The sequence below is a fragment of the Exiguobacterium sp. R-17 genome (assembly GCF_049913315.1).
Classification (GTDB): domain Bacteria; phylum Bacillota; class Bacilli; order Exiguobacteriales; family Exiguobacteriaceae; genus Exiguobacterium_A.
In genome coordinates, this window is record NZ_CP184372.1 from 1,596,948 (window position 1) to 1,616,188 (window position 19,241).

At 44.1% G+C, this 19,241-nt stretch carries 26 protein-coding genes; 11 read left to right on the forward strand and 15 right to left on the reverse strand.

The window, feature by feature from the left end:
- Window positions 1–17: 17 nt before the first annotated feature.
- The 8 genes from ACN9MT_RS08600 to ACN9MT_RS08635 all read right to left on the reverse strand — a co-directional run bounded on the left by ACN9MT_RS08600 (window position 18) and on the right by ACN9MT_RS08635 (window position 6,301).
- Window positions 18–1,469 carry a 6-phospho-beta-glucosidase gene (locus ACN9MT_RS08600; protein WP_426272048.1) on the reverse strand — a complete coding sequence of 484 codons (1,452 nt, stop codon included), beginning with the start codon at window positions 1,467–1,469 and terminating at the stop codon, window positions 18–20.
- 14 nt (window positions 1,470–1,483) lie between these two features.
- A complete protein-coding gene (locus ACN9MT_RS08605) occupies window positions 1,484–3,322 on the reverse strand; it encodes a beta-glucoside-specific PTS transporter subunit IIABC (protein ID WP_214854097.1) in 1,839 nt (612 codons plus the stop codon).
- Between the two features lie 166 nt (window positions 3,323–3,488).
- Window positions 3,489–4,331 (reverse strand): BglG family transcription antiterminator LicT, encoded by an 843-nt coding sequence (licT, locus tag ACN9MT_RS08610; RefSeq protein ID WP_426272049.1) that lies wholly within the window; start codon window positions 4,329–4,331, stop codon window positions 3,489–3,491.
- Window positions 4,332–4,508: 177 nt separating this feature from the next.
- Entirely contained in the window at window positions 4,509–4,862 is a 354-nt protein-coding gene (locus tag ACN9MT_RS08615) for a hypothetical protein (RefSeq protein ID WP_426272050.1), read from the reverse strand.
- A complete protein-coding gene (locus ACN9MT_RS08620; RefSeq protein WP_426272051.1) occupies window positions 4,859–5,074 on the reverse strand; it encodes a helix-turn-helix transcriptional regulator in 216 nt (71 codons plus the stop codon). Before ACN9MT_RS08620 ends, ACN9MT_RS08615 begins: the two co-directional genes overlap by 4 nt.
- A 57-nt stretch (window positions 5,075–5,131) precedes the next feature.
- Window positions 5,132–5,587, reverse strand: a complete 456-nt coding sequence (locus tag ACN9MT_RS08625) for a GNAT family N-acetyltransferase (RefSeq protein ID WP_426272052.1) — start codon at window positions 5,585–5,587, stop codon at window positions 5,132–5,134.
- Window positions 5,588–5,606: 19 nt separating this feature from the next.
- Window positions 5,607–5,915 (reverse strand): DUF3147 family protein, encoded by a 309-nt coding sequence (locus tag ACN9MT_RS08630; protein ID WP_426272053.1) that lies wholly within the window; start codon window positions 5,913–5,915, stop codon window positions 5,607–5,609.
- Entirely contained in the window at window positions 5,867–6,301 is a 435-nt protein-coding gene (locus ACN9MT_RS08635) for a MarR family winged helix-turn-helix transcriptional regulator (RefSeq protein WP_426272054.1), read from the reverse strand. Before ACN9MT_RS08635 ends, ACN9MT_RS08630 begins: the two co-directional genes overlap by 49 nt.
- Before the next feature lie 90 nt (window positions 6,302–6,391).
- Between ACN9MT_RS08635 and ACN9MT_RS08640 the strand changes: the two genes are divergently transcribed.
- Window positions 6,392–6,748: a hypothetical protein gene (locus ACN9MT_RS08640; RefSeq protein ID WP_426272055.1), complete on the forward strand. Its 357-nt coding sequence runs from the start codon at window positions 6,392–6,394 to the stop codon at window positions 6,746–6,748.
- A 12-nt stretch (window positions 6,749–6,760) separates the two neighbouring features.
- On the forward strand, window positions 6,761–7,528 hold the full coding sequence (locus ACN9MT_RS08645; RefSeq protein ID WP_426272056.1) for a nucleotidyltransferase domain-containing protein: 768 nt from the start codon (window positions 6,761–6,763) through the stop codon (window positions 7,526–7,528).
- Here the strand turns inward: ACN9MT_RS08645 and ACN9MT_RS08650 are convergent.
- A complete protein-coding gene (locus ACN9MT_RS08650) occupies window positions 7,517–8,227 on the reverse strand; it encodes a class I SAM-dependent methyltransferase (protein ID WP_426272057.1) in 711 nt (236 codons plus the stop codon). The two genes, ACN9MT_RS08645 and ACN9MT_RS08650, sit on opposite strands and share 12 nt — an antisense overlap.
- A gap of 183 nt (window positions 8,228–8,410) precedes the next feature.
- Here ACN9MT_RS08650 and ACN9MT_RS08655 point away from each other — a divergent pair, with 183 nt between their 5' ends.
- Entirely contained in the window at window positions 8,411–9,046 is a 636-nt protein-coding gene (locus ACN9MT_RS08655; protein WP_290750796.1) for a homing endonuclease associated repeat-containing protein, read from the forward strand.
- Between the two features lie 48 nt (window positions 9,047–9,094).
- On the opposite strand, the gene ACN9MT_RS08660 is transcribed toward ACN9MT_RS08655, so the two are convergent.
- The 3 genes from ACN9MT_RS08660 to ACN9MT_RS08670 are packed head-to-tail and all read right to left on the reverse strand — an operon-like array spanning window position 9,095 to window position 10,367.
- Window positions 9,095–9,505: a DUF4362 domain-containing protein gene (locus ACN9MT_RS08660; RefSeq protein WP_056061751.1), complete on the reverse strand. Its 411-nt coding sequence runs from the start codon at window positions 9,503–9,505 to the stop codon at window positions 9,095–9,097.
- Between the two features lie 18 nt (window positions 9,506–9,523).
- A complete protein-coding gene (locus ACN9MT_RS08665; protein WP_056061754.1) occupies window positions 9,524–10,030 on the reverse strand; it encodes an SRPBCC family protein in 507 nt (168 codons plus the stop codon).
- Complete coding sequence (locus ACN9MT_RS08670) at window positions 10,002–10,367, reverse strand: ArsR/SmtB family transcription factor (RefSeq protein WP_426272058.1); 366 nt, start codon at window positions 10,365–10,367, stop codon at window positions 10,002–10,004. Before ACN9MT_RS08670 ends, ACN9MT_RS08665 begins: the two co-directional genes overlap by 29 nt.
- A 136-nt stretch (window positions 10,368–10,503) precedes the next feature.
- On the opposite strand from ACN9MT_RS08670, the gene ACN9MT_RS08675 reads away from it, so the two are divergent.
- Entirely contained in the window at window positions 10,504–11,358 is an 855-nt protein-coding gene (locus ACN9MT_RS08675) for a LysR family transcriptional regulator (RefSeq protein ID WP_426272059.1), read from the forward strand.
- Here ACN9MT_RS08675 and ACN9MT_RS08680 read toward each other — a convergent pair.
- Window positions 11,346–11,972, reverse strand: coding sequence for a hypothetical protein (locus ACN9MT_RS08680; protein WP_426272060.1), 627 nt, complete (start codon window positions 11,970–11,972; stop codon window positions 11,346–11,348). The two genes, ACN9MT_RS08675 and ACN9MT_RS08680, sit on opposite strands and share 13 nt — an antisense overlap.
- A gap of 118 nt (window positions 11,973–12,090) precedes the next feature.
- On the opposite strand from ACN9MT_RS08680, the gene ACN9MT_RS08685 reads away from it, so the two are divergent.
- The 4 genes from ACN9MT_RS08685 to ACN9MT_RS08700 all read left to right on the forward strand — a co-directional run bounded on the left by ACN9MT_RS08685 (window position 12,091) and on the right by ACN9MT_RS08700 (window position 14,770).
- Window positions 12,091–12,858 (forward strand): SDR family NAD(P)-dependent oxidoreductase, encoded by a 768-nt coding sequence (locus ACN9MT_RS08685; RefSeq protein WP_368914825.1) that lies wholly within the window; start codon window positions 12,091–12,093, stop codon window positions 12,856–12,858.
- 62 nt (window positions 12,859–12,920) lie between these two features.
- Complete coding sequence (locus tag ACN9MT_RS08690) at window positions 12,921–13,718, forward strand: SDR family NAD(P)-dependent oxidoreductase (protein WP_375091839.1); 798 nt, start codon at window positions 12,921–12,923, stop codon at window positions 13,716–13,718.
- Window positions 13,719–13,744: 26 nt separating this feature from the next.
- The gene (locus tag ACN9MT_RS08695) at window positions 13,745–14,131 is read left to right on the forward strand and encodes a hypothetical protein (RefSeq protein WP_426272061.1); all 387 of its coding nucleotides are present in this window, start codon (window positions 13,745–13,747) and stop codon (window positions 14,129–14,131) included.
- Window positions 14,132–14,152: 21 nt separating this feature from the next.
- Window positions 14,153–14,770, forward strand: coding sequence for a phosphotransferase (locus tag ACN9MT_RS08700; protein WP_426272062.1), 618 nt, complete (start codon window positions 14,153–14,155; stop codon window positions 14,768–14,770).
- 17 nt (window positions 14,771–14,787) lie between these two features.
- Here ACN9MT_RS08700 and ACN9MT_RS08705 read toward each other — a convergent pair whose 3' ends face one another.
- Window positions 14,788–16,035 carry a polysaccharide deacetylase family protein gene (locus ACN9MT_RS08705; protein WP_426272063.1) on the reverse strand — a complete coding sequence of 416 codons (1,248 nt, stop codon included), beginning with the start codon at window positions 16,033–16,035 and terminating at the stop codon, window positions 14,788–14,790.
- A 193-nt stretch (window positions 16,036–16,228) separates the two neighbouring features.
- On the opposite strand from ACN9MT_RS08705, the gene ACN9MT_RS08710 reads away from it, so the two are divergent.
- Both ACN9MT_RS08710 and ACN9MT_RS08715 read left to right on the forward strand, forming a co-directional pair.
- Entirely contained in the window at window positions 16,229–17,644 is a 1,416-nt protein-coding gene (locus ACN9MT_RS08710; RefSeq protein ID WP_426272064.1) for an NAD-dependent succinate-semialdehyde dehydrogenase, read from the forward strand.
- A 156-nt stretch (window positions 17,645–17,800) separates the two neighbouring features.
- Entirely contained in the window at window positions 17,801–18,256 is a 456-nt protein-coding gene (locus tag ACN9MT_RS08715; RefSeq protein WP_426272065.1) for an NUDIX hydrolase, read from the forward strand.
- Between the two features lie 11 nt (window positions 18,257–18,267).
- Here the strand turns inward: ACN9MT_RS08715 and ACN9MT_RS08720 are convergent, their stop codons facing one another.
- Window positions 18,268–18,687 (reverse strand): carboxymuconolactone decarboxylase family protein, encoded by a 420-nt coding sequence (locus ACN9MT_RS08720; protein WP_035407609.1) that lies wholly within the window; start codon window positions 18,685–18,687, stop codon window positions 18,268–18,270.
- 119 nt (window positions 18,688–18,806) lie between these two features.
- On the opposite strand from ACN9MT_RS08720, the gene ACN9MT_RS08725 reads away from it, so the two are divergent.
- A complete protein-coding gene (locus tag ACN9MT_RS08725; RefSeq protein WP_035407606.1) occupies window positions 18,807–19,238 on the forward strand; it encodes an Lrp/AsnC family transcriptional regulator in 432 nt (143 codons plus the stop codon).
- Window positions 19,239–19,241: the final 3 nt, after the last annotated feature.

Below are 19,241 nucleotides of genomic sequence, written 5' to 3' on the forward strand. Positions count from 1 at the left end.
CATCGTTAGCTATACTTTTATTTAATTTTAATATGTTTTTGATCTTCTATACAGGCACCATTAGATGCAATTACTTTTTTATACCAATCAAAGGACGCCTTCTTCCGTCTACTATTCGTTCCGCTACCATCATCATGACGATCTACATAAATATAGCCATACCGTTTTGCATATTCTCCGGAAGACGCACTGACGAGATCGATACATCCCCAACTCGTATAACCGATGAGTTCTACTCCGTCTTGTATCGATTCGTACATTGCTCGAATATGATCTGTTAAATAAGAAATCCGATAGTCATCTTGAATGTTTCCTTCTCCATCCAATTCATCAAATGCACCTAAGCCATTTTCGACGATGAATAAGGGAAGTTGATAACGGTCGTATAGCTGATTTGCCGTTAGACGGAGTCCTTTCGGATCAATCGTCCATCCCCATTCTGATTGATTCAAATATGGATTTTTGACAGTCGGGAACACATTCCCCGCCGTCATTTTATCCAGTATTTCTGGATCAGTACTGATACAGCGACTCGAATAATAGCTAAAACCAATAAAGTCCACTGTGTGGTTGCGTAATAGTTCAATATCACCTTGTTCCATCTGAATTTCAATACCAGCCTCTTTCAATTGTCTTAATGCATAACCCGGATAGGCACCGCGAGCTTGTACATCAATGAAGAAGAAATTCTCACGATCACGTTCCATTGCTTTTTCGACGTCATCTGGATTACAGGTATAAGGATACGTCATGGCTGCTGCCAACATACACCCTACTTGAAGATTCGGATTGATCGTATGAGCAATTTCCACGGCACGCGCACTCGCTACCAATTGATGATGTGCCGCTTGATACTGAATCTGTTGTCGATTCTCTCCTTCTGCGAATACTAATCCAGCTCCCATGTAAGGAAGATGGAACAACATATTTATTTCGTTGAAAGTCATCCAATAACGTACTTTCGAATGATAACGGGATAAGATTGCCTCAACATATCGTTCGAAGAATGTGACCATTTTTCGATTACGCCAACTTCCATAATGCTCTACTAAATGAACGGGTACATCAAAGTGTGCCATTGTAACGACTGGCTCAATTCCATATTTTAATAATTCATCGAACACCTCATCGTAAAATTTCAATCCTTGTTCATTTGGTTGTTCTTCATCACCCTTTGGGAAGATACGTGCCCATGAAATCGATAAACGAAGCGCTTTAAACCCCATTTCAGCGAATAGAGCGATATCCTCCTTATAACGATGATAAAAATCAATCGCCTCATGGGATGGATAAATTAATTCTGGAAGGGGCTCATAATGCGATAATTCTCCCTTCATAACGGCTCTTCGAGTTGAACCACTAGGAATTAAATCAACGGAAGATAATCCTTTCCCATCGGATAAATAGGCACCTTCTGCTTGATTGGCCGCAATAGCGCCACCCCATAAAAAGTTTTTTGGAAATTGCATCGTCTCATCCTTTCTTATGCAAAAGCAGGTTTATTGTATTCACTTACTGAAATTTGATCTTGATCAATCGTAATTTGTCGTTCTTCTGATAAATTCGTGAAAATCACAGGTGTGATGATGTCATATCCTTCCGCTTGAATCGATTCAATATCAAAAGTGATTAATACATCTCCTGGTTCGATTTTCTGGTCTTGTGCGACGTGTAATTCAAAGTGAGTTCCATCTAAGCGTACCGTATCAATCCCAACATGAATGAGGATTTCCATCCCATTCTCTGATCGAATACCAATCGCATGCTTACTTGCAAATATAGCAGTTACTTGACCTGATACTGGGGCGATTACTTTTCCTTCAGTTGGAACGACTGCGAAACCTTGTCCCATCGCTCCACTCGCAAATACACTATCAGAAACTTTTTCGAGAGAAACGATTTGACCTGAAACTGGGCTTGGAATCGTCATATCTGTTGATGCACGAACATTTTTTTCTGCTTCTTTTTCAATCGGATCATCTTCAAATCCAAGGATGTATGTTAAGACCATCGATAAAAAGAATGAGACACCGACACCAATTAACAACCCGTAAAATGCTGTCATACTATCGCCAATGAAGACGGGTAACGTCAATAATCCCGGAGGACCAGAAGCTACTGCTACACTTCCAAAATGCCCTACGATCCCTCCACCCACTGCTGCACTAATAACAGCCGCAATGAAAGGACGCTTTAAGCGTAAAGTGACTCCATATACGGCAGGTTCTGTAATACCGAATAACGCGGTAATTCCCGTAGAACCTGCTAATGTTTTTAACTTTTTATTTTTTGAACGAAGCATGACACCGAACGATGCTCCTGCCTGTGCAAAAATTGCTGGAGCAGTTGCCGGTTTGATATAGTCATATCCTTTAGTGGCAATGTTATTGATGAAAATCGGAACGACTCCCCAGTGAATACCGAAAATGACGAGGACTTGCCATACACCAGCAATGAACGCCCCTGCTAAAATTGGGTTAAATGCTAATACCTTTAGAATGAAGGCAGCAATCAAGTCGCCTGACGTGACACCGATTGGTCCAAACACGATTAACGTTAATGGAACGATTGTAATGAGAGCAATCAAAGGTGTAACAAAATTTTTAACACTCTCATGGACATGTCGATTGAAGAATTTTTCAACATAACTCATAACCCAAACGGCAAGAATGATTGGAATGACCGTAGATGTATATGACATCATCGTCACGGGTATACCGAAGAATGTCGTCGCGACTGCATCCGTCTTCAGTTGAATGATTGTTGGATAGATCAAAGCACCCGCTACTGTCATGGCAACAAATTGATTGGCACCAAACTTTCGCGCTGATGTAACCGCTAACAAAATAGGTAAAAAGTAAAAGAGACTATCCGCTGTAGCATTTAAGATGATATACGTTGTTTCAGTAGGAATTAACCAACCTGCATTCGTCGCAATCGCAAGTAAACCCTTTAAGATACCAGCTCCCGCCATGACACCAAGCAATGGCGTAAAGATACTGGAAATAATATCGATTGCTCGACCAAAAATGTTTCCTTTTTCATTTGTCTTACTAGTTTCTGTCGACTCCTCCATCAGCTTTGTTTGTTTTCCAATTGCTTGATATACCTCAGGTACTGTATTTCCGACAACGACCTGAAACTGCCCTCCGCTCTCTTTTACAGCAATGACACCTTCTAGTTTTTCAAGTTTTAATTTATCAGCCTTTGCTTTGTCTTTAAGTACGAAACGTAGTCGAGTCGCGCAATGAACAAGTGAACTAACGTTTTGTTCGCCTCCGACAGATTCAATGATTTCTTTTGCTAATTGATCGTATTTCATAAGACACCTCCATAGTTGATAGACACAAAAAGAAACCTAGATGAGAACAAGTAACGTATTTCATGAAAATACGTCTTGTTTCACCTAGGTTTCGCCTGCTTGACCAGTAACAATCCCAATAAATATATATTTAATAAACAAATAATAACATTTTTACTTTTATATGTCAACTACTCTTTTTTTCTTTAATTAATCTTGTGATATGAACCGTTAGGTATAATTTTTCTTCATCCGTCAACCGATAATCATATTTTGTCTGAATAAAGGAAGAAATTTTTTCAGTACAAATATAGGACTTGGGATATTGCATTTTCACTAGATCAAAAAGCGCACTCTCATCTCCTTCATATTCGGTTCGCGTCACGAGTCGTTGTGCAAAAAATTTGAGATGAGTAACAAAACGATGATAGGCGAGAGTATTCTCATCCCACTCCAGTGCAAAATGGTATTTTACGAGATTCAATACTTCTTGAATGACTTTTGTCATTGAAACGATATTCGGCATCTCTTCGTTTAATTCAGCATTCACGATATGAAGTGCAATATAGGCTGCTTCGTCTTCAGGTAATTTAATATTGAATTTTTCTTCAACCAATTTAAGTGCTTGCAAACCTACATTAAACTCATCTTGGTATAAACGCTTAATCTCCCAAAGCAATACATTTTTGATCTCTAAACCTTTTTCATGACGTTCTAATGCAAAATGCAAATGGTCGGCAAGAGCGATGTAGACAAGTTCATTGAGTTTTTTTCCAAGCGTCAATTTAGCAATCGTTACGATATCATCAGTCAAGACGATGATTTCTTCAGGAATTTCTTGAAGTAATAATTTAAATCGTTCATGATTACCTACATCATCGAGATAAAAGACTTTTTCTACATCTGAGGCTAATATCGTCTGTCCTGAATTCCGCTTAAATCCGATTCCCTTCCCCATGACGACTCGCTCACGCCCTACTTCGTCAAATACACTAATAACATTGTTGTTGAAAATTTGGTGAATGATCATCGGTGACCTCCTTTCAAATCAGGAAAAATAGAAAAACCCAAATCAAACGTCACTCACGGTTTCAGTGATCGCTGATTTGGGTTTCGCCTGCTTGACCAGTAACAATCCCTATTCCATTACATTCTATACCATTGTTGATAACGGTTACAAGTATCATTTTTATAAACATTTGCTTCTTCATATCTTTCGATTCACGTACAGCAGTATAAGTGGAAAGAACAAGACTTGTCCTCCTAATGCTAGCAACAGGGCAAATTGAATGTCTTTTATGAACGATAGATTGACGAGAATCAAAATCAAGAAAAGATATCCGATACTTACGAGATAAGCGATATGTCCACTACGGATTTTAATCTCTCCTTGGCGCTCATCATACGGTTCCATTGGCGAGAACACCGTTCCTGTGATACGTGACGTGACGCCAGCTAAAACGAGGATGATTCCGAGTGTTTTAGCCGCCGGATCTGTCATCGTTAAGTACAGACCTACTCCAATTAAAATGATGTCTAGTAACACATTGACTCGCTTCATTCTGTTCCCTCCTCGTTCATTCGATTCGGTGTAAAGATGTCTTCGATTCGCCGCTCAAACAGATCAGCCAGTGCAAAAGCGAGGTCAAGTGACGGATTATACCGCTCTTTTTCGATGGAAATGACCGTCTGACGCGATACGTTCAATCGTTTTGCCAGTTCGCCTTGCGACCAACCTCGTCCCTCACGCATCTTCTTGACCTGATTTTTCATAGTTCCACCTCACTTATTCCACTATATGTAAATGACGCACCATCTGTCAAGTTTCCTTTACACCCACTTCAAACGCTCCCACATGATATACCGATCGTCGCTCCCAATCTGAATCAATTCCGCTTTTTCAAGCACCCTGATCGATGCTTGATTCGTCAAATCCGTCTTTGCGAGTACAGCCTTCACTTCGGTTTGGTCGAACACCCAATCAATCAAGGCTCGGACGGCTTCCGTCGCAAAACCTCGATTGAGAAACGCTGGTAACAAACCATAACCGATTTCGACTGCTTGTCGCGAGTCTGGTTTCCCTTTGAATTCAATATCTCCGACTACCTGCCCGTCTTTTGTCATGACGAGCCAACTTCCCCAGTGCAGCATCGATGGATCTGACGCGAGTAACGTCAAGTGATGCTGTACTTCAGGTCCGTTCTCGTATTGCTGTTGTTGTAAACGCGTTACGTCTGTCGCTGTGCATGGATAAATCGTCAATCGTTCTGTTTGAAGGGTTACCATCGCTTTCTCTCCTTTTCCGTTACGTCTGCCACCACTGTTGTAGATAACGTTGAACATACCAACAGACGATAAAAAAACTCGTTGCACCAACTATACTGTAAAACACAGGAATCCCTAAGCGAATGAGCCAATACAAGACAGCTAGCAATAAAAATGTCGCCGGTAACCCGAGTAACACACTCTTTAAAAATGTACTGAGCTCGGTCCGTTCACTTCCTTGTTTGACGAGCCAGGCGAAACTGATCAGACTAACTACCGGCAACGCGGACAATACGCCACCTAGTGACGGTGAACGACGGGCAACTTCGGTAACGAGACCGATGACCACTGCGCTTGACAATACCTTAACGAGAAAAGCAATAATCGAAACGCCTGTTCAATCGTCTGTTGGTCTGTTTTTGACATCTTAGCAAGCACTCGATTCAACCGTTCAGGATCAAGTTCTGTATGACGCCGAACGATTGTATCTCCATCGTTTGTTAAATCGATCGTTACTTGACGTTGATCTTCCGGATTCCGTTTTTTTTCGATATAACCTAATTTCTCCAACTTTTTGACGTGCTCGGACGTCGTATTATGTGAGAGGCGAAATGCCTCGGCAATCTCCTTGATCGTCGGATTCGTCGCAAATTGAATGTGTTGGAGAATACGTACACTCTGGTGAGATAGGTTTTCTTTGAACCGTGACTGTAGTCGGTTGTAAATTTTTTTCAAAATCAGATGAAATCATGATGCTCCCCCTTATATCGCATAACCCGAATATATCGAAATTACGATATATAACTAGAAAAAGAGGTGTGTTTCATGAAAAAAGTTTTAGCTACTACAATGTTAATTGTTCTTTGTCTCAATGGATGCCAGGAAGAGACGACGATGACAACGACGGACCTCATCGCGGCAGAAGCCATTGAACAAGATCAAGACGTCATCCGCTTGAACGATCGCGTGTATCGACTAGATCAGGTCGTAACCGTCTCCGATCTTTTCTTGACTCCTGGTCCACGTGTTCAAAAAATAGCACCCGAAAAGACGCTCGAGGACGGCATGGCAACTCATCTTATGAGCGGTACAGTCATCTATCAAGAAAAAGATGATACGATGTTTCTATATGTGCAGCGAAACAAGACCTGGTATCGCTATCAATCCATTCCTGAAGGATGAGGAGGAAGACAGATGCAGTATCCAACGACATTGGGCACGAAAAATGGCTACATCCACAATCCAACTTCCGCTGAAGCAATTCCTGTCCGTTATCGTGCCGTGATTCAGGACGTCGTCGCCTATGTACAAACCTTATCCGCGTTTCATGGCGTGTACTTGTATGGCAGCGTCGCCAAAGGAACGGCGCGTCCTTTTGAATCCGACCTCGATTTTACACTGATTTTGACAGAACCGTTGACGGAAGAAGAACACATGCAGTTAGATAAACAGACGGAACACTGGTTGACGGACTATCCCTTCGTCACCAAAATCGATTATGACATCGGTCTGCTTGGCGACGTCATGCGGGATGACGAAGTTCTTCGCTGGGGTGTCTGGTTGAAATCCGTCAACTTGTTTTTGGCAGGCGAAAATCTCCAAGGTCGATTTCCATCCCTTCGTTCGACACGCGCTCTTGGCTTCGCGTTAAACAGTGGAGTATGTGAGCAGTTGAAAACGGATTGTTTTCTCCTAGAAACAGGTCAGGTCGCTTTGCTTCATTCCGATTCGATCGTGAAACGGATTATTCGGAGTGCCTATCACCTCATCTTAGAGAGAGATCAAAGCTTCGTGCATGACCTAGAGACACTACGTCCAATCTTGCTTCATTATTTCCCTGACGAACCGCGCTTTTTGTCACTGTTCGCCGCTTACGATACACACCAAATCGTTTCGCTAAAAGATGTCCACTACTTTGTGGACTGGTTCGCGTCTCGAATGCCGGACGAATCAATCCTTTAATCGAAACAGACCAGTCCACAGTCCAGCATGACCAAATAATGCCTCCGGATTGTCGACGGGTTTCATTTCCGTTAGTTCGATGACGTCGAATGCATCGAATATAGAGAGTAATCGCTCTTTCGTGTATCCAGGTCCACCTTGGAGACTATTTTCTTGATAGACCTCCCAGTCCGTCAACGTCGCCCCGCCAAGCGGACCGCCCGCAACAAAACACGTTAATCCGAAATATCCTTCTGGTCGCAACATCTCCTTCATTCGCGTCACGTAGGTCAAACGTCGATGTGGCGCCATATGGTGAAAACAGCCTGAATCGTAAATGAAATCATATGTATTCTGTTCGGTCGTCTCTAGAAAATCTTGCTTTCGAAACGCAACGTGCGCTCCAGTCTGTTGTGCTTGTTCCGTTGCCAATTCTAACGCGGTTGATGAGAGATCCAGTCCTGTCATCGAGAAACCGTGTGCTGCGAGATAAATCGCATTTCGCCCCTGTCCTGTTCCGAGATCTAACGCGTCACCTGGCGAGATCCAGCCCTGTTCGACGTAGCGAACTAAGTTCTCGTCAGGAATGTTCTTAAAAAACGGGATCGGTTTCGTCCGATCTTCATAAAACTTGTCCCAAAACGGTTCTGGTTCACGCAATCGCGCATCAAGCATCTTTAAAATATCCTCCATCGTATCAATCGTCTGTGTTTCTGTCATTGATCAGTTCCCCCTCTTTTCTTCTATAATATTGTATTCGTGTTCAACCTCTTATTTTCCTGTATTTCTCGGATGAAAATGCGCTATTTTTCTTACCTTACGATATTGTTAGTATGTTCTCGAAATCGCTCATGCTACACTAGCCTTTAATTGAAACAACCATTCAAAAGGGAGATATCTTGCATGCGTCAACATCCGACTTCCACTTCCACCTTAGCAACGGATGAGAAGATCATCCGCTTGATTCAAGGTCTTCATCAAATGCACCATTCACCTATGAAAGCTACCCATTATCAAAAGTTAGCGGCTCAACTTCCTTACCCATCACTTGAAGAAATCAATGCACGATTCGGCTCGTGGGCACACCTTTTAGAGAAAGCTGGCATCGTCAAGGCTTCTCACTTATCGACCAAAGACCGGATGACGTTGAATCGCCCGGCTGCGGTCAAACGAACGAAACGGTGGTCAATCGAAGAAAGCGTCGCCTTTTATGTCGCACAAAAAGGAACGAACATGACGATTCGCTCCTACACGGAATTACGGGATTTACATCCAGAGATGTTAAGTGCGAATACGATCATTCGTCGGTTCGGTACGTGGAAAAAAGCCTTAGCACACTTCGACCTCACCTCGAACGGTTTCTTCACTGACCAAGACTGCCTAGAAGCACTTAAACAAGCTGCAGAAACTCATGGACCGCTATTGACGAGTCAGCAGTATGCTAAGTGGGCACGTGCGCACCAAGCACCTTCACTGACTTTATTGATTGAACGTTTTTCAAGTTGGCGTGAAGCTTTGCGTCGTCTTGATAGCGAATGAAAAGGATCGTGCCCGCTGATCATTTCGACGGGACACGATCCTTTTTGATTATTGTTTTGGTAATCGTAGCAATTCATGATCCGTTCCTTCAGCGCATTTACTTAACGTATAGATTGCCTCTTGCTTCACGATCGTTTTATCGAGTTGCTGACAGACTTCATTCTTTCGATCGTCGTCTGTTGAACCGAACTGATCACGTGATGCATCAGACGAATACTGATACGTCTTGCCGTCATACTCGACGTCATACACAATCGGATCTCCCTCGGTCGTGTAGGCTGTGATGCGAATCTGATCTGATTTTCCTTGCTTCGACTTATTCAAAAAAGACTCGAATCGGTCGCTGTTCTCAACACCTTTCTGGACGATGATGTCGCCGTTCTCCTTTGCCTCTTCCATCGTGTATTTTCCGCATCCTACTAAGAATAGGATACATAAAGCCAAACCGATCTTCCGCACCAAAACATCGACTCCTTCTTACTGTTTCGTCAATAGGTGATCTAGGCGATACAGTTGCGACGTGAAACCTTCCTTCATTCCCATCCCCAGCACTTCTTGCACAGCTGCTTCCGTTTCGTAGGTCGATTCAAAGACAATCAAGGTCGTTTCTCCATGATCAATGAATGTCGTGACATTTTCACTACCTGGTAAATTTTCAGAGATAGCTCCTGACGCGTCGGAGAAGTAATCGGCATGACTATAGGTGTTCGGGGCATCGATATGTCTAAAAATTGCTTTCCCCCACGACTCCATTCCATAAAAATCACCTTGTGTCGGATCGACACACCGCATGCAATAATGCCAAACGCCGTCCGGTTGAAACTCAAACGTCTTGATTGTCGTCTCCCAGCCTTCTGGTCCCCACCAGGCTTCGAGTTGCTCTTTTTCCGTGAATGCGGCAAAGACGATTTCTCGCGGTGCCTCACAAACCCATTCCATTCGTAGCACCTTACCATCAATCGATGTCTTCAGTTCCTTTTTCATTCGTCTCGTCTCCCTTCGCGGATGATTGCATCCGCTGCAAATGTTCATCTAGACGATACATGCGTGCTTCCATCTGAGCCATTGTGTTACTCCACGTGACAAGTTCTCGAAAAGCTTCTGGACGAAGGCTATACAAGCGACGATTCGCCTGCCGCTCGACAGTGATTAGTTCTGCGTCAAGCAACAGCTTTAAGTGCTTCGAGGTTTGCGGTTGGCGTAAGTGTAGTTGATCGGCTAACTCATTGACGGAGCGAGGACCGTCTCGTAATGTTTCGATGAGTTGTAATCGTATTGGGTCGCCGAGTGCTGAAAATCGTGCGGACATCCGCTCGTTCATATTCGTTCACCTCTTTATTTTATATATTCCCAATTCAGAATATTCCAAACTAAGAATATAAAAAGTGCAAAATGATTGTCAGACGCGTTCAAATAACGTACGTTCTAAACAACCTGTATGAAAAGAGCGTGAACCAATGAAGACCGAATGGATGGAAGCATTTCTCGTCACTGCAGAAACCGGAAGCCTGACGAAAGCAAGCGAGGTACTGCATATGACGCAACCAGCATTAAGCAAACAAATCAAAAGCCTAGAGAGTGCACTCGAAGTTTCACTGTTACACCGTTCTGCACATGGTGTCACGTTGACGACAGCTGGCGAAATCGTCTTTGAAGAAAGCCGTGAATTGCTTGACCGGATCGATCAGATGAAACGACGGATCGGTACGATCGATGAACGGATGACGTTGACGCTCGGATCATGGCCAAGCGTCGCGATGACATATCTTCCTCGTCACGTCTCACGTCACGCGACGGCACCAGACCTCAAGTTGAAGACGGCGCATACGACAATTGATTTGATGCAAGGGCTTGAAGAGCGCCGCTATGATGCCGTCTTACTCGACGATCGTCATCATGTCCATCCGTACCATACGACGCATTTATATACGGAGAACTTTTTACTTTACGTGCATCAAGACGATGAACGATTCGCGGGCTGTACGTCGGTTGCGTTTGATCAAATTCGAAATGCCTCTTTCTTGTCGCTTCCGATTGATTGCGATTCGACGAACATCCTAAAAGACGCGTTCATCGAACGAGGTGCCGTCTATCAGGCAGAAAACGAGATGGAATTCGGATCAAGCGTCCTCGGTTTCATTCGCGCCGGGCTCGGCATCGCCCTGTTACCGGAGATTTTTCAAGACGGACTATCCCCTGAAATCAAGACGTTACCGGTTGATGGGTTTGATGTCGTCCGCGAATTGTCACTTGTCTCACGAGATGCTTCCCATCATGCCATCTTACTTGATTTACTCGGTCAGTCACGCTGAAGATGCACTTGTAGTTCATGTCTCAGATCATCGACCTGCTCTTGCGAAATCTCTGAATCCGGTGTCTCGCCGTACCGGACGATATGATAGATCGACGAATCGAGCGAGACATCAATCCGTTGTAACCATTCGCCGACCGTCTCTTCAGAGCGGCGGCGTTTTTGTCGTGTCAGCTGCCGATCGAATGTTTGTAAAAGCCGGCGAATCTCTGACTCTGATTCTTCACCGACAAATGTTTGTCGTGTCGAACGATTCTGTGTAAACACTGGAGGCGGCTCCATGAGATCGTCGACTACACTCTCCTGTTTGCGCCGTTTTCGTAAACGCTTCAAGAAGTAGCGTACACTGAAGAGAACAATCAGTAGTATGACAAGACCGACAACGCCGTAAAAGGTAGCCACTCCTAATGCATCCTTATCCGCAAATCCCTCGCTTCGTACATCTATCTTTTGTTTGGTCGGTTTACCTTCTTCTCCTCCTCCATTAACTATAATTTGGGTTTGAGAAGTTGCCGGATCATAAAAGAAATAACGATAGGCTTCCGTTCCGACCAATTGAATAGCAGCAAGACTCACGAGTGCTATACATAATGTCATAACTAAACCACGCTTCATCTCATCCCTCCTTTTCAATATTTTACCATTATCATTTCGGAATGCATTGATTTTTCTTTCTTTTCAGTCAATTTTTCATTAGAGTAAGGAGTGACTCTCAATAAAAGGACGTGACATCATGTATCTTCCAAGTTTTTCGTTAACCGATCAGACATTCCTCATCACCGGAGCTGGTCGTGGTATCGGACGGGCACTTGCTATCGGGATGGCAGAAGCTGGTGCCGACATCATTCTCGTCGCCCGGACGGAACGGGACTTAAAGGAAACAGCGCAAGAAATCGAACGACTCGGTCGAACGGCTTACATATTCCCGTGCGACATCACTGACCGTAAACAAGTCGTCGAGACGGTAGCTCGGGCTTATGAACAAGTGCCGCAGATCGACGGGCTTGTCAACAATGCTGGGATGAACATTCGTTCGAAGGCACTCGATGTAACGGAAGACGAGTGGGAAACGATCCAACAGACTAATCTGAAATCCGCCTTCTTTTTCGCTCAAGAAGTCGGTAAACGGATGCAGGAGACAGGTGGAAGTATTCTGAACATCGCCTCCGTCGCGGGTCACGTCGCCTTACGGACCGGTGTCGTGTATGCGACGACGAAGGCGGCGATGATTCAGATGACGAAGGTATTAGCCCTTGAATGGGGACCACAAAACATTCGTGTCAACGCGATCGGACCGTGGTATTTTAAAACACCGCTGACGGAACCCTTACTAAAAGATCCTACATATCTGCAGGAGATCGTTGACGTGACACCACTCGGTCGGGTGGGTGAATTAGAAGAGCTCGTTGGTCCAGTTGTCTTCTTATCATCTGCCGCTGCCCGTTACGTGACGGGACAAACACTTTATGTTGATGGCGGGATGACGATTAAAGGTTTTTAAAACAGAAGAAGACGGATGCGCATCTGCCCATCCGTCTTCTCATATCTGAAAGGAGTTTCATCATGCCAAAACGTATTGCACTCGTAGCTGGCGCCTCCCGTGGCGCCGGACGTGGCATCGCTTATGCTTTAGGTGACGCCGGAATGATTGTTTACGTCACGGGACGAAGTACGAATGAACAGACGACGGACAATCGTAGCGAGACGATCGAAGAGACGGCTGCTGGTGTCACGGCACGCGACGGACTTGGCATCCCGGTCGTTTGTGACCATACAAGTCTTGATGATATCGATCGTCTCATTCAGCAGATCCAACATCAACATGGTCGAATCGATCTCCTCGTCAACTGCGTGTTCGGTGGTTCGGAAAGCCACTTGCCGTCTGGAACCGGACGACGATTTTGGGAGCGACCACCGGAACATTGGGACGCGATGATGTCTGCCGGACCACAAGCGTATTTGTGGACGATTCGGGCTGCGATGCCATTACTGCAACAGAGTCCAGCCGCGCTCGTCATCAATCTGACGTCATTCGCTCCAGATCAGGTGGCAGGAAACCTCTATTATGATTTGGCGATGCAAACGATTAATCGAATGACACACGTCATGGCGCAGGAGTTAGCTCAGACGACCATTTCTGTCATCGCGCTCTGCCCCGGTTTCATGCGAACGGAACGGGTCGTCGATGCTGGATTCGCGAGTGCCGCGACTGAATCGACGACCTATATCGGACGAGCCGTTGCAGCGCTGATGGCGGATGACGCCGTTAGCCGTTATTCTGGACAAGCCATCTTCGTTGCCGATCTCGCGAAGACGTATCAATTTACAGATCAGGACGGAACGCAGCCACTACCGTTTTGACCTATACCGTTAGAGGAGTGTAAACTATGTGTCCTGAAGATAATCAATTGATTTCGCTCGCTTTATCACGATTTGGGATTTCATGTGATTCTGCTCTAGATCATTCAATCTCTTTATCGACTTTCGGAATTCATGGTGACAAACATTATCGAATAATCTGTAATAGTAACGCTTATTCTTTACGCCTTCTTGCGGATGATCGATATAGTTCTGAGACAGAACTTGCCTCTGCATCTGATTTGAATCAGCAATTATACGTAACTGATAGGATACGTGAACACGGACTCCCCTTCATGAAACGCGTTCAACCGACAACTGACTCAAATACATTTTCAATGATTCAGGATGATGCTGGTCAAGCATGGCGCTGTGTCCTCTTTGATTGGATAGACGGCACACATATTACTGCATAAACCAAATCATCAGCGTCAAAAATGGGTGCGTTGCTAAGACAACTACATGATATACCGGTCGATTCGCAATTTTCTTTTCCGGTCGTTGACCATACCGTCGCCTATCAAAAATGGCATCATGATTTATCAAAGGTGGATACTGTCATCACCTCAATAGAACAACAAAGGTTAGGTAACTATCTCGATCTCGTCCAGTTTCATATCTATCAGGCACAACGCAGATCGAAGAACGATATGCTACCTGTTTTATCAACAGACCTCAATGCACTAAATATTTTATGGAGGAACGATCATATCGTCGGAATCGTTGATCATGAACATATCGGTTACTCTGATCGTATACAAGACCTCGCATGGATCCTTAAATGGTATGCACGAAATGAAGGGATTCATTCTTTTAGCGTGTCTCCTGAACTAGCCCAAGCGATTTTAGAAAACTATGACATGAATATTTTTGATCACGATGATTTTGTTCGACTTGAATCCTTACTCTGGCTTTCGGGTTGTTTCAATTTCCATTTCGTTCAACAAACATTCAACCTTTTATCTGATTTTATCGTTACAAACGAGGAATTGAGCAATCACCTAGAACGTTACCTTCAAAGAGGAAAAGCTCTCGTCTCACTACTAGCAAGATGATCAATCGAAGGACCAGGTCACTTCCGTTCCGGTCGCGCTGGATCAAAGACCTTTTTCGCATCAAAGAATGGATCGAGGACACTCGTCTTTCCAGCAACGGCTTGACGTAGACGAATCCCGTCAACGTTGATTCGGGCTTGACGGAAATAGTCGGGACCAACTTGTTTCCACGCATGTTGACTCGCATCCACATTAAAGAAATAGCGGAAACCGCTATCGATGAGCAAACGATATTTCTCACCCGAATAATCGTGCCAATCTCCGATATCACTGCCGTACGGATAAATCAATTGCGTCGTTTTTCCGATCAGCGGTGCAACGTCTTGTTTGTAGCGTTTAAGATCCGCGCGAATCGTCGTGACTGATTCTTTCCCGACCCAAATATGTCCGTACGTATGACTCGCGAACTGCCAGCCATCCTGTTTTAATGCGACGGCGGTCTGTTTCGCTTGTTTTCGTGCCGTTTCGACCTGTTTATTGTGTCCGTACTGGTTGTAGGAGGAACGATACCCGAGCACCCCATTATAACCTGTAATACCGAGCAACCCTTTTGCTCCTTTATAGGAAAAGCTAGGATGAGACTGGACGAACGCATCGACGATCGGTACGAGATCATAGGCACCATCGGGTTTTCCGACCATCGCGTTGACGATTTTGCCGTCCTTCACTTTTAAATTCTTCGCAAATCCGTCGCCTTCCATGTATTCGTAATAATTGACGTCGTCCTGCGACAACACGAGCGGTTGTTTTCCTTTTGGTAAACGGACGGGTGTCTCGACGATCTTTCCGTTCACCTCTTTTGCTAAATCCGTCGGTCGGACGAGTACGTAATCGTTTTTATACAATGCATCCAAGATCCGTTCGAACTCCTGTTGCGTCACCATGTAATCATCGTATCCTGCTTCCTTCCGGTCGCCGTCAAATGCTCGTTTTGGATCGGCAATCAATGAATGGAAAAAGAGATGCGGCACAGGTTTCGTCACAGGCAGGAGCGCCTGCTTTTTCTGTTCGTATTCTTTCGTTCTTTGTATTGTCTCTTTTGTGCGTACAGGTTTTAATACCTTGATTGCTCGCTCATATTCGTACTGGGCAGCGTAACGCTCGGCACGCTGTATCGTCTTTTCTATGTATGCTTGCTGAGTAGCTTGCCTTTTTTGTTCAGTTTCTCGTGGTTTTTCAGACTTTTTCTCGGCGACTTCGCTTCCCCCACATCCACTTAGCAGTAGGCTCAGCGCCACACCGCCAATGATCCAGTTTCGTTTCATGTCTTTCGACCCCCTTCATTAATTTTGACATTTTCATTCTCTATTATTTTAACTGTTCCCGATTGTTCAGTCGATTAACTATTTGTTGAGTCATTCCGTTTCGTTATGACTGTCCATCCAAAGCGGAACTTCCGTTCACTCGTCTTGAGGTGTTTAATAAAGAACGTAACGAAATTCACGGAGGTGCAACAAGATGATTGAAAAGAACTTAATTAATGGGGAATGGTACGATAAGTCAGAAACGATTCCGGTCTATGACCCAGCAACGAAAGCATTGCTCGGACATGTTCCAGCAAGTTCAGCGGAAGACGCACAACGTTCCGTTGACGCAGCGAGCGAAGCATTCGTCAAGTGGTCAAACGAAACAGCAGACACACGTGCAAATTTAGTCGATGCCTGGTATCGCTTGATCAATGAACACCGCGAGGAACTCGCCCGAATCATGACGACGGAACAAGGGAAACCGTATGTCGAAGCGCTCGGTGAAGTCGATTACGGCAATCAATATGTTCGTTGGTACGCTGAAGAAGCACGCCGGATTTACGGTGAAACGATTCCGGCTTCCGTTCCAGGAAAGCGACTGTTCGTCGAAAAAGAACCGGTTGGTGTCGTTGCAGCAATCACACCGTGGAACTTCCCGGCAGCGATGATCACACGTAAACTCGCACCGGCTCTTGCAGCAGGTTGTACGATCGTCCTTAAACCATCGGAAGAGACACCGTTTACGGCACTTCGCCTCGTTGAACTAGCAGAAAAAGCAGGTATCCCCAAAGGTGTCATCAACGTGCTAACAGGTGATGCAGCAACCATTAGTGGCGTCTGGCAAGCCGATTCCCGTGTCCGGAAGATCACGTTCACAGGTTCAACAGCCGTTGGGAAATTGATCATGCGCCAAGCAGCCGATACGATGAAAAAATTGTCACTTGAACTCGGTGGTCATGCGCCATTCATCGTCACTAAAAACGCAGATCTCGACAAAGCCGTCGAAGGGGCTATGCGCTCGAAATTCCGCAACGGTGGTCAAGCGTGTGTCGCAACGAATCGTTTCTACGTGCAAGCATCGGTTCTTGACGCATTCACAGAAAAGTTCACAGCTGCCGTCAAACAATTACAAGTCGGTAACGGCATGGACGCTGATTCGACAGTCGGTCCATTGATTAATGCGAAAGCCGTCGCGAAAGTCAAAGCACACATCGATGACGCTGTCGCAAAAGGGGCAACAATTTTGACAGGTGGTACGATTGACGAAACAGTCGGCTATTTCGTTACACCAACGGTACTTGCCAATGTCACGGAAGACATGCTCTGCATGCAGGAAGAAACGTTTGGTCCGCTCGCACCGATCTCTGTTTTTGAGACACTCGATGAAGTCATCGAACGGGCGAACAACACACCATACGGACTTGCAGCTTACGCGTTCTCAGAACGCATCGATGAAGCGTTGCTGCTCGGAAAACGACTCGAATACGGAATCGTTGGTCTGAACGATGGCGCACCATCTGCTGCACAAGCTCCATTTGGTGGCTATAAAGAGAGTGGTCTTGGCCGCGAAGGTGGCGTCTACGGCATCGAAGATTATCTCGAGGTCAAATACTTGTCACTCGGTTAATCGATTAAAAATTTCGCTTGAAACAAACGATCTTTGCTCATAGGTCACCCCTCATTTCTATATCGAAATGAGGGTTTTTGTATGGCTGATGCTTGCATACGACATTTAAGGTATGATTGACATCGAACGATTTTAGGGGAAAGGAGCTACGGAAAAATGGATGTCATCACCTTCGGGCAGAAAGAACAGAATCAACACTACATCACGAGATCTGCTGTTTATGCGGTCATGTGCGACCCTCAAACAGGTAAAATCGCCGTCATTCAAAAAAAGGACGGCAAGTTGTTTCTTCCGGGTGGCGGTATTGAGGCCAATGAGACGCCAGAAGAATGTTTAAAAAGAGAGGTACTTGAAGAAACGGGAATGGACGTCAATATCGGTGATTTCATCGGACGAGCCAATCAATATTTCTATTCACAAAATGAAACGACATATTATTTGAACGAAGGGCAGTTCTATCGTTGTGATGCTGGAGAGGAAGTACAAAGTCCAATCGAGGATGATCATGTCTTACAATGGATCGATCCGGCTGATGCAATCGATCATCTATTTCATGAACATCAAAGATGGACTGTTCAGAATGCACTAAAGAAAAAATATAAAAGTGTGTAAAAAAAGTAAAATCAGGGACTATCAATTGGCTGTAAATTCATGATTGCTCCGTAGTATTGAGATGCTGTACAAAATGTAATGAATGCACATAATTCACTGATTTCTGGAATAGTAAATGTTTCATTCATGAGTAAAAATATTGAATCAGGAATATTTCCTTTCACCTTTAAAAAAAGATCTGCAAATCCAGTTGCTAAAATCATTTTTTCATCCATCATTTTTTTCTTTGGCTTTCCTTTTGCCTTGCAATATGCACATCCATTTGATTGCGCTAATGTTCTTCTAACTTGTTCTTTCACATCCGAACTTAAGGCTCCCTCTTCAATCAAATCTTTTTCTAGCCTTGTCCAACTGGATAAGATTTTAGGATTATGACCTAGTAATTTTTGAAATGGTGTTTCTCCTATTTGGGATAAAGGTATTTTTGTCATTTTATTCACTCCTTATACAATAATTTTATATAATGATTAAAAATTATCACATTTCATTTGAAACAAATATCGAACTAATACTTTATATCCAACAACTTATTTTGAAGGAGGATTTACATTTGAAAATCGATATGATTGATCGACAAATATTAAATGAACTGGCTCAAGATAGTCGACTGTCGATGCGTTCATTAGCTAAACGAATTAATTTATCAGCTCCTTCCGTAACAGAGCGTGTCCGACAAATGGAATCTTTTGGACTCATTAAAGAATACAGTTTAAAAATCGATTACGAAAAGCTAGGTTCTCCTATTGAATGTTTAGTAGAAGCAACCATTAAAGAAGGACGGTACGATTCATTTAAAAATCATATTCAGCAACTTACTAACGTTGACTTTTGTTATCGAATATCTGGTGATTCTTGCTTCATGCTAAAATTACATTTCCAAACGTTTCAAGAGGCAGAATTTTTTATAGAACAAATCCATCCTTATGCGCATACAGTTACTCGTTTTATTTTTTCAGAAGTTGGCACTCAAGTCGTGATATAAAAA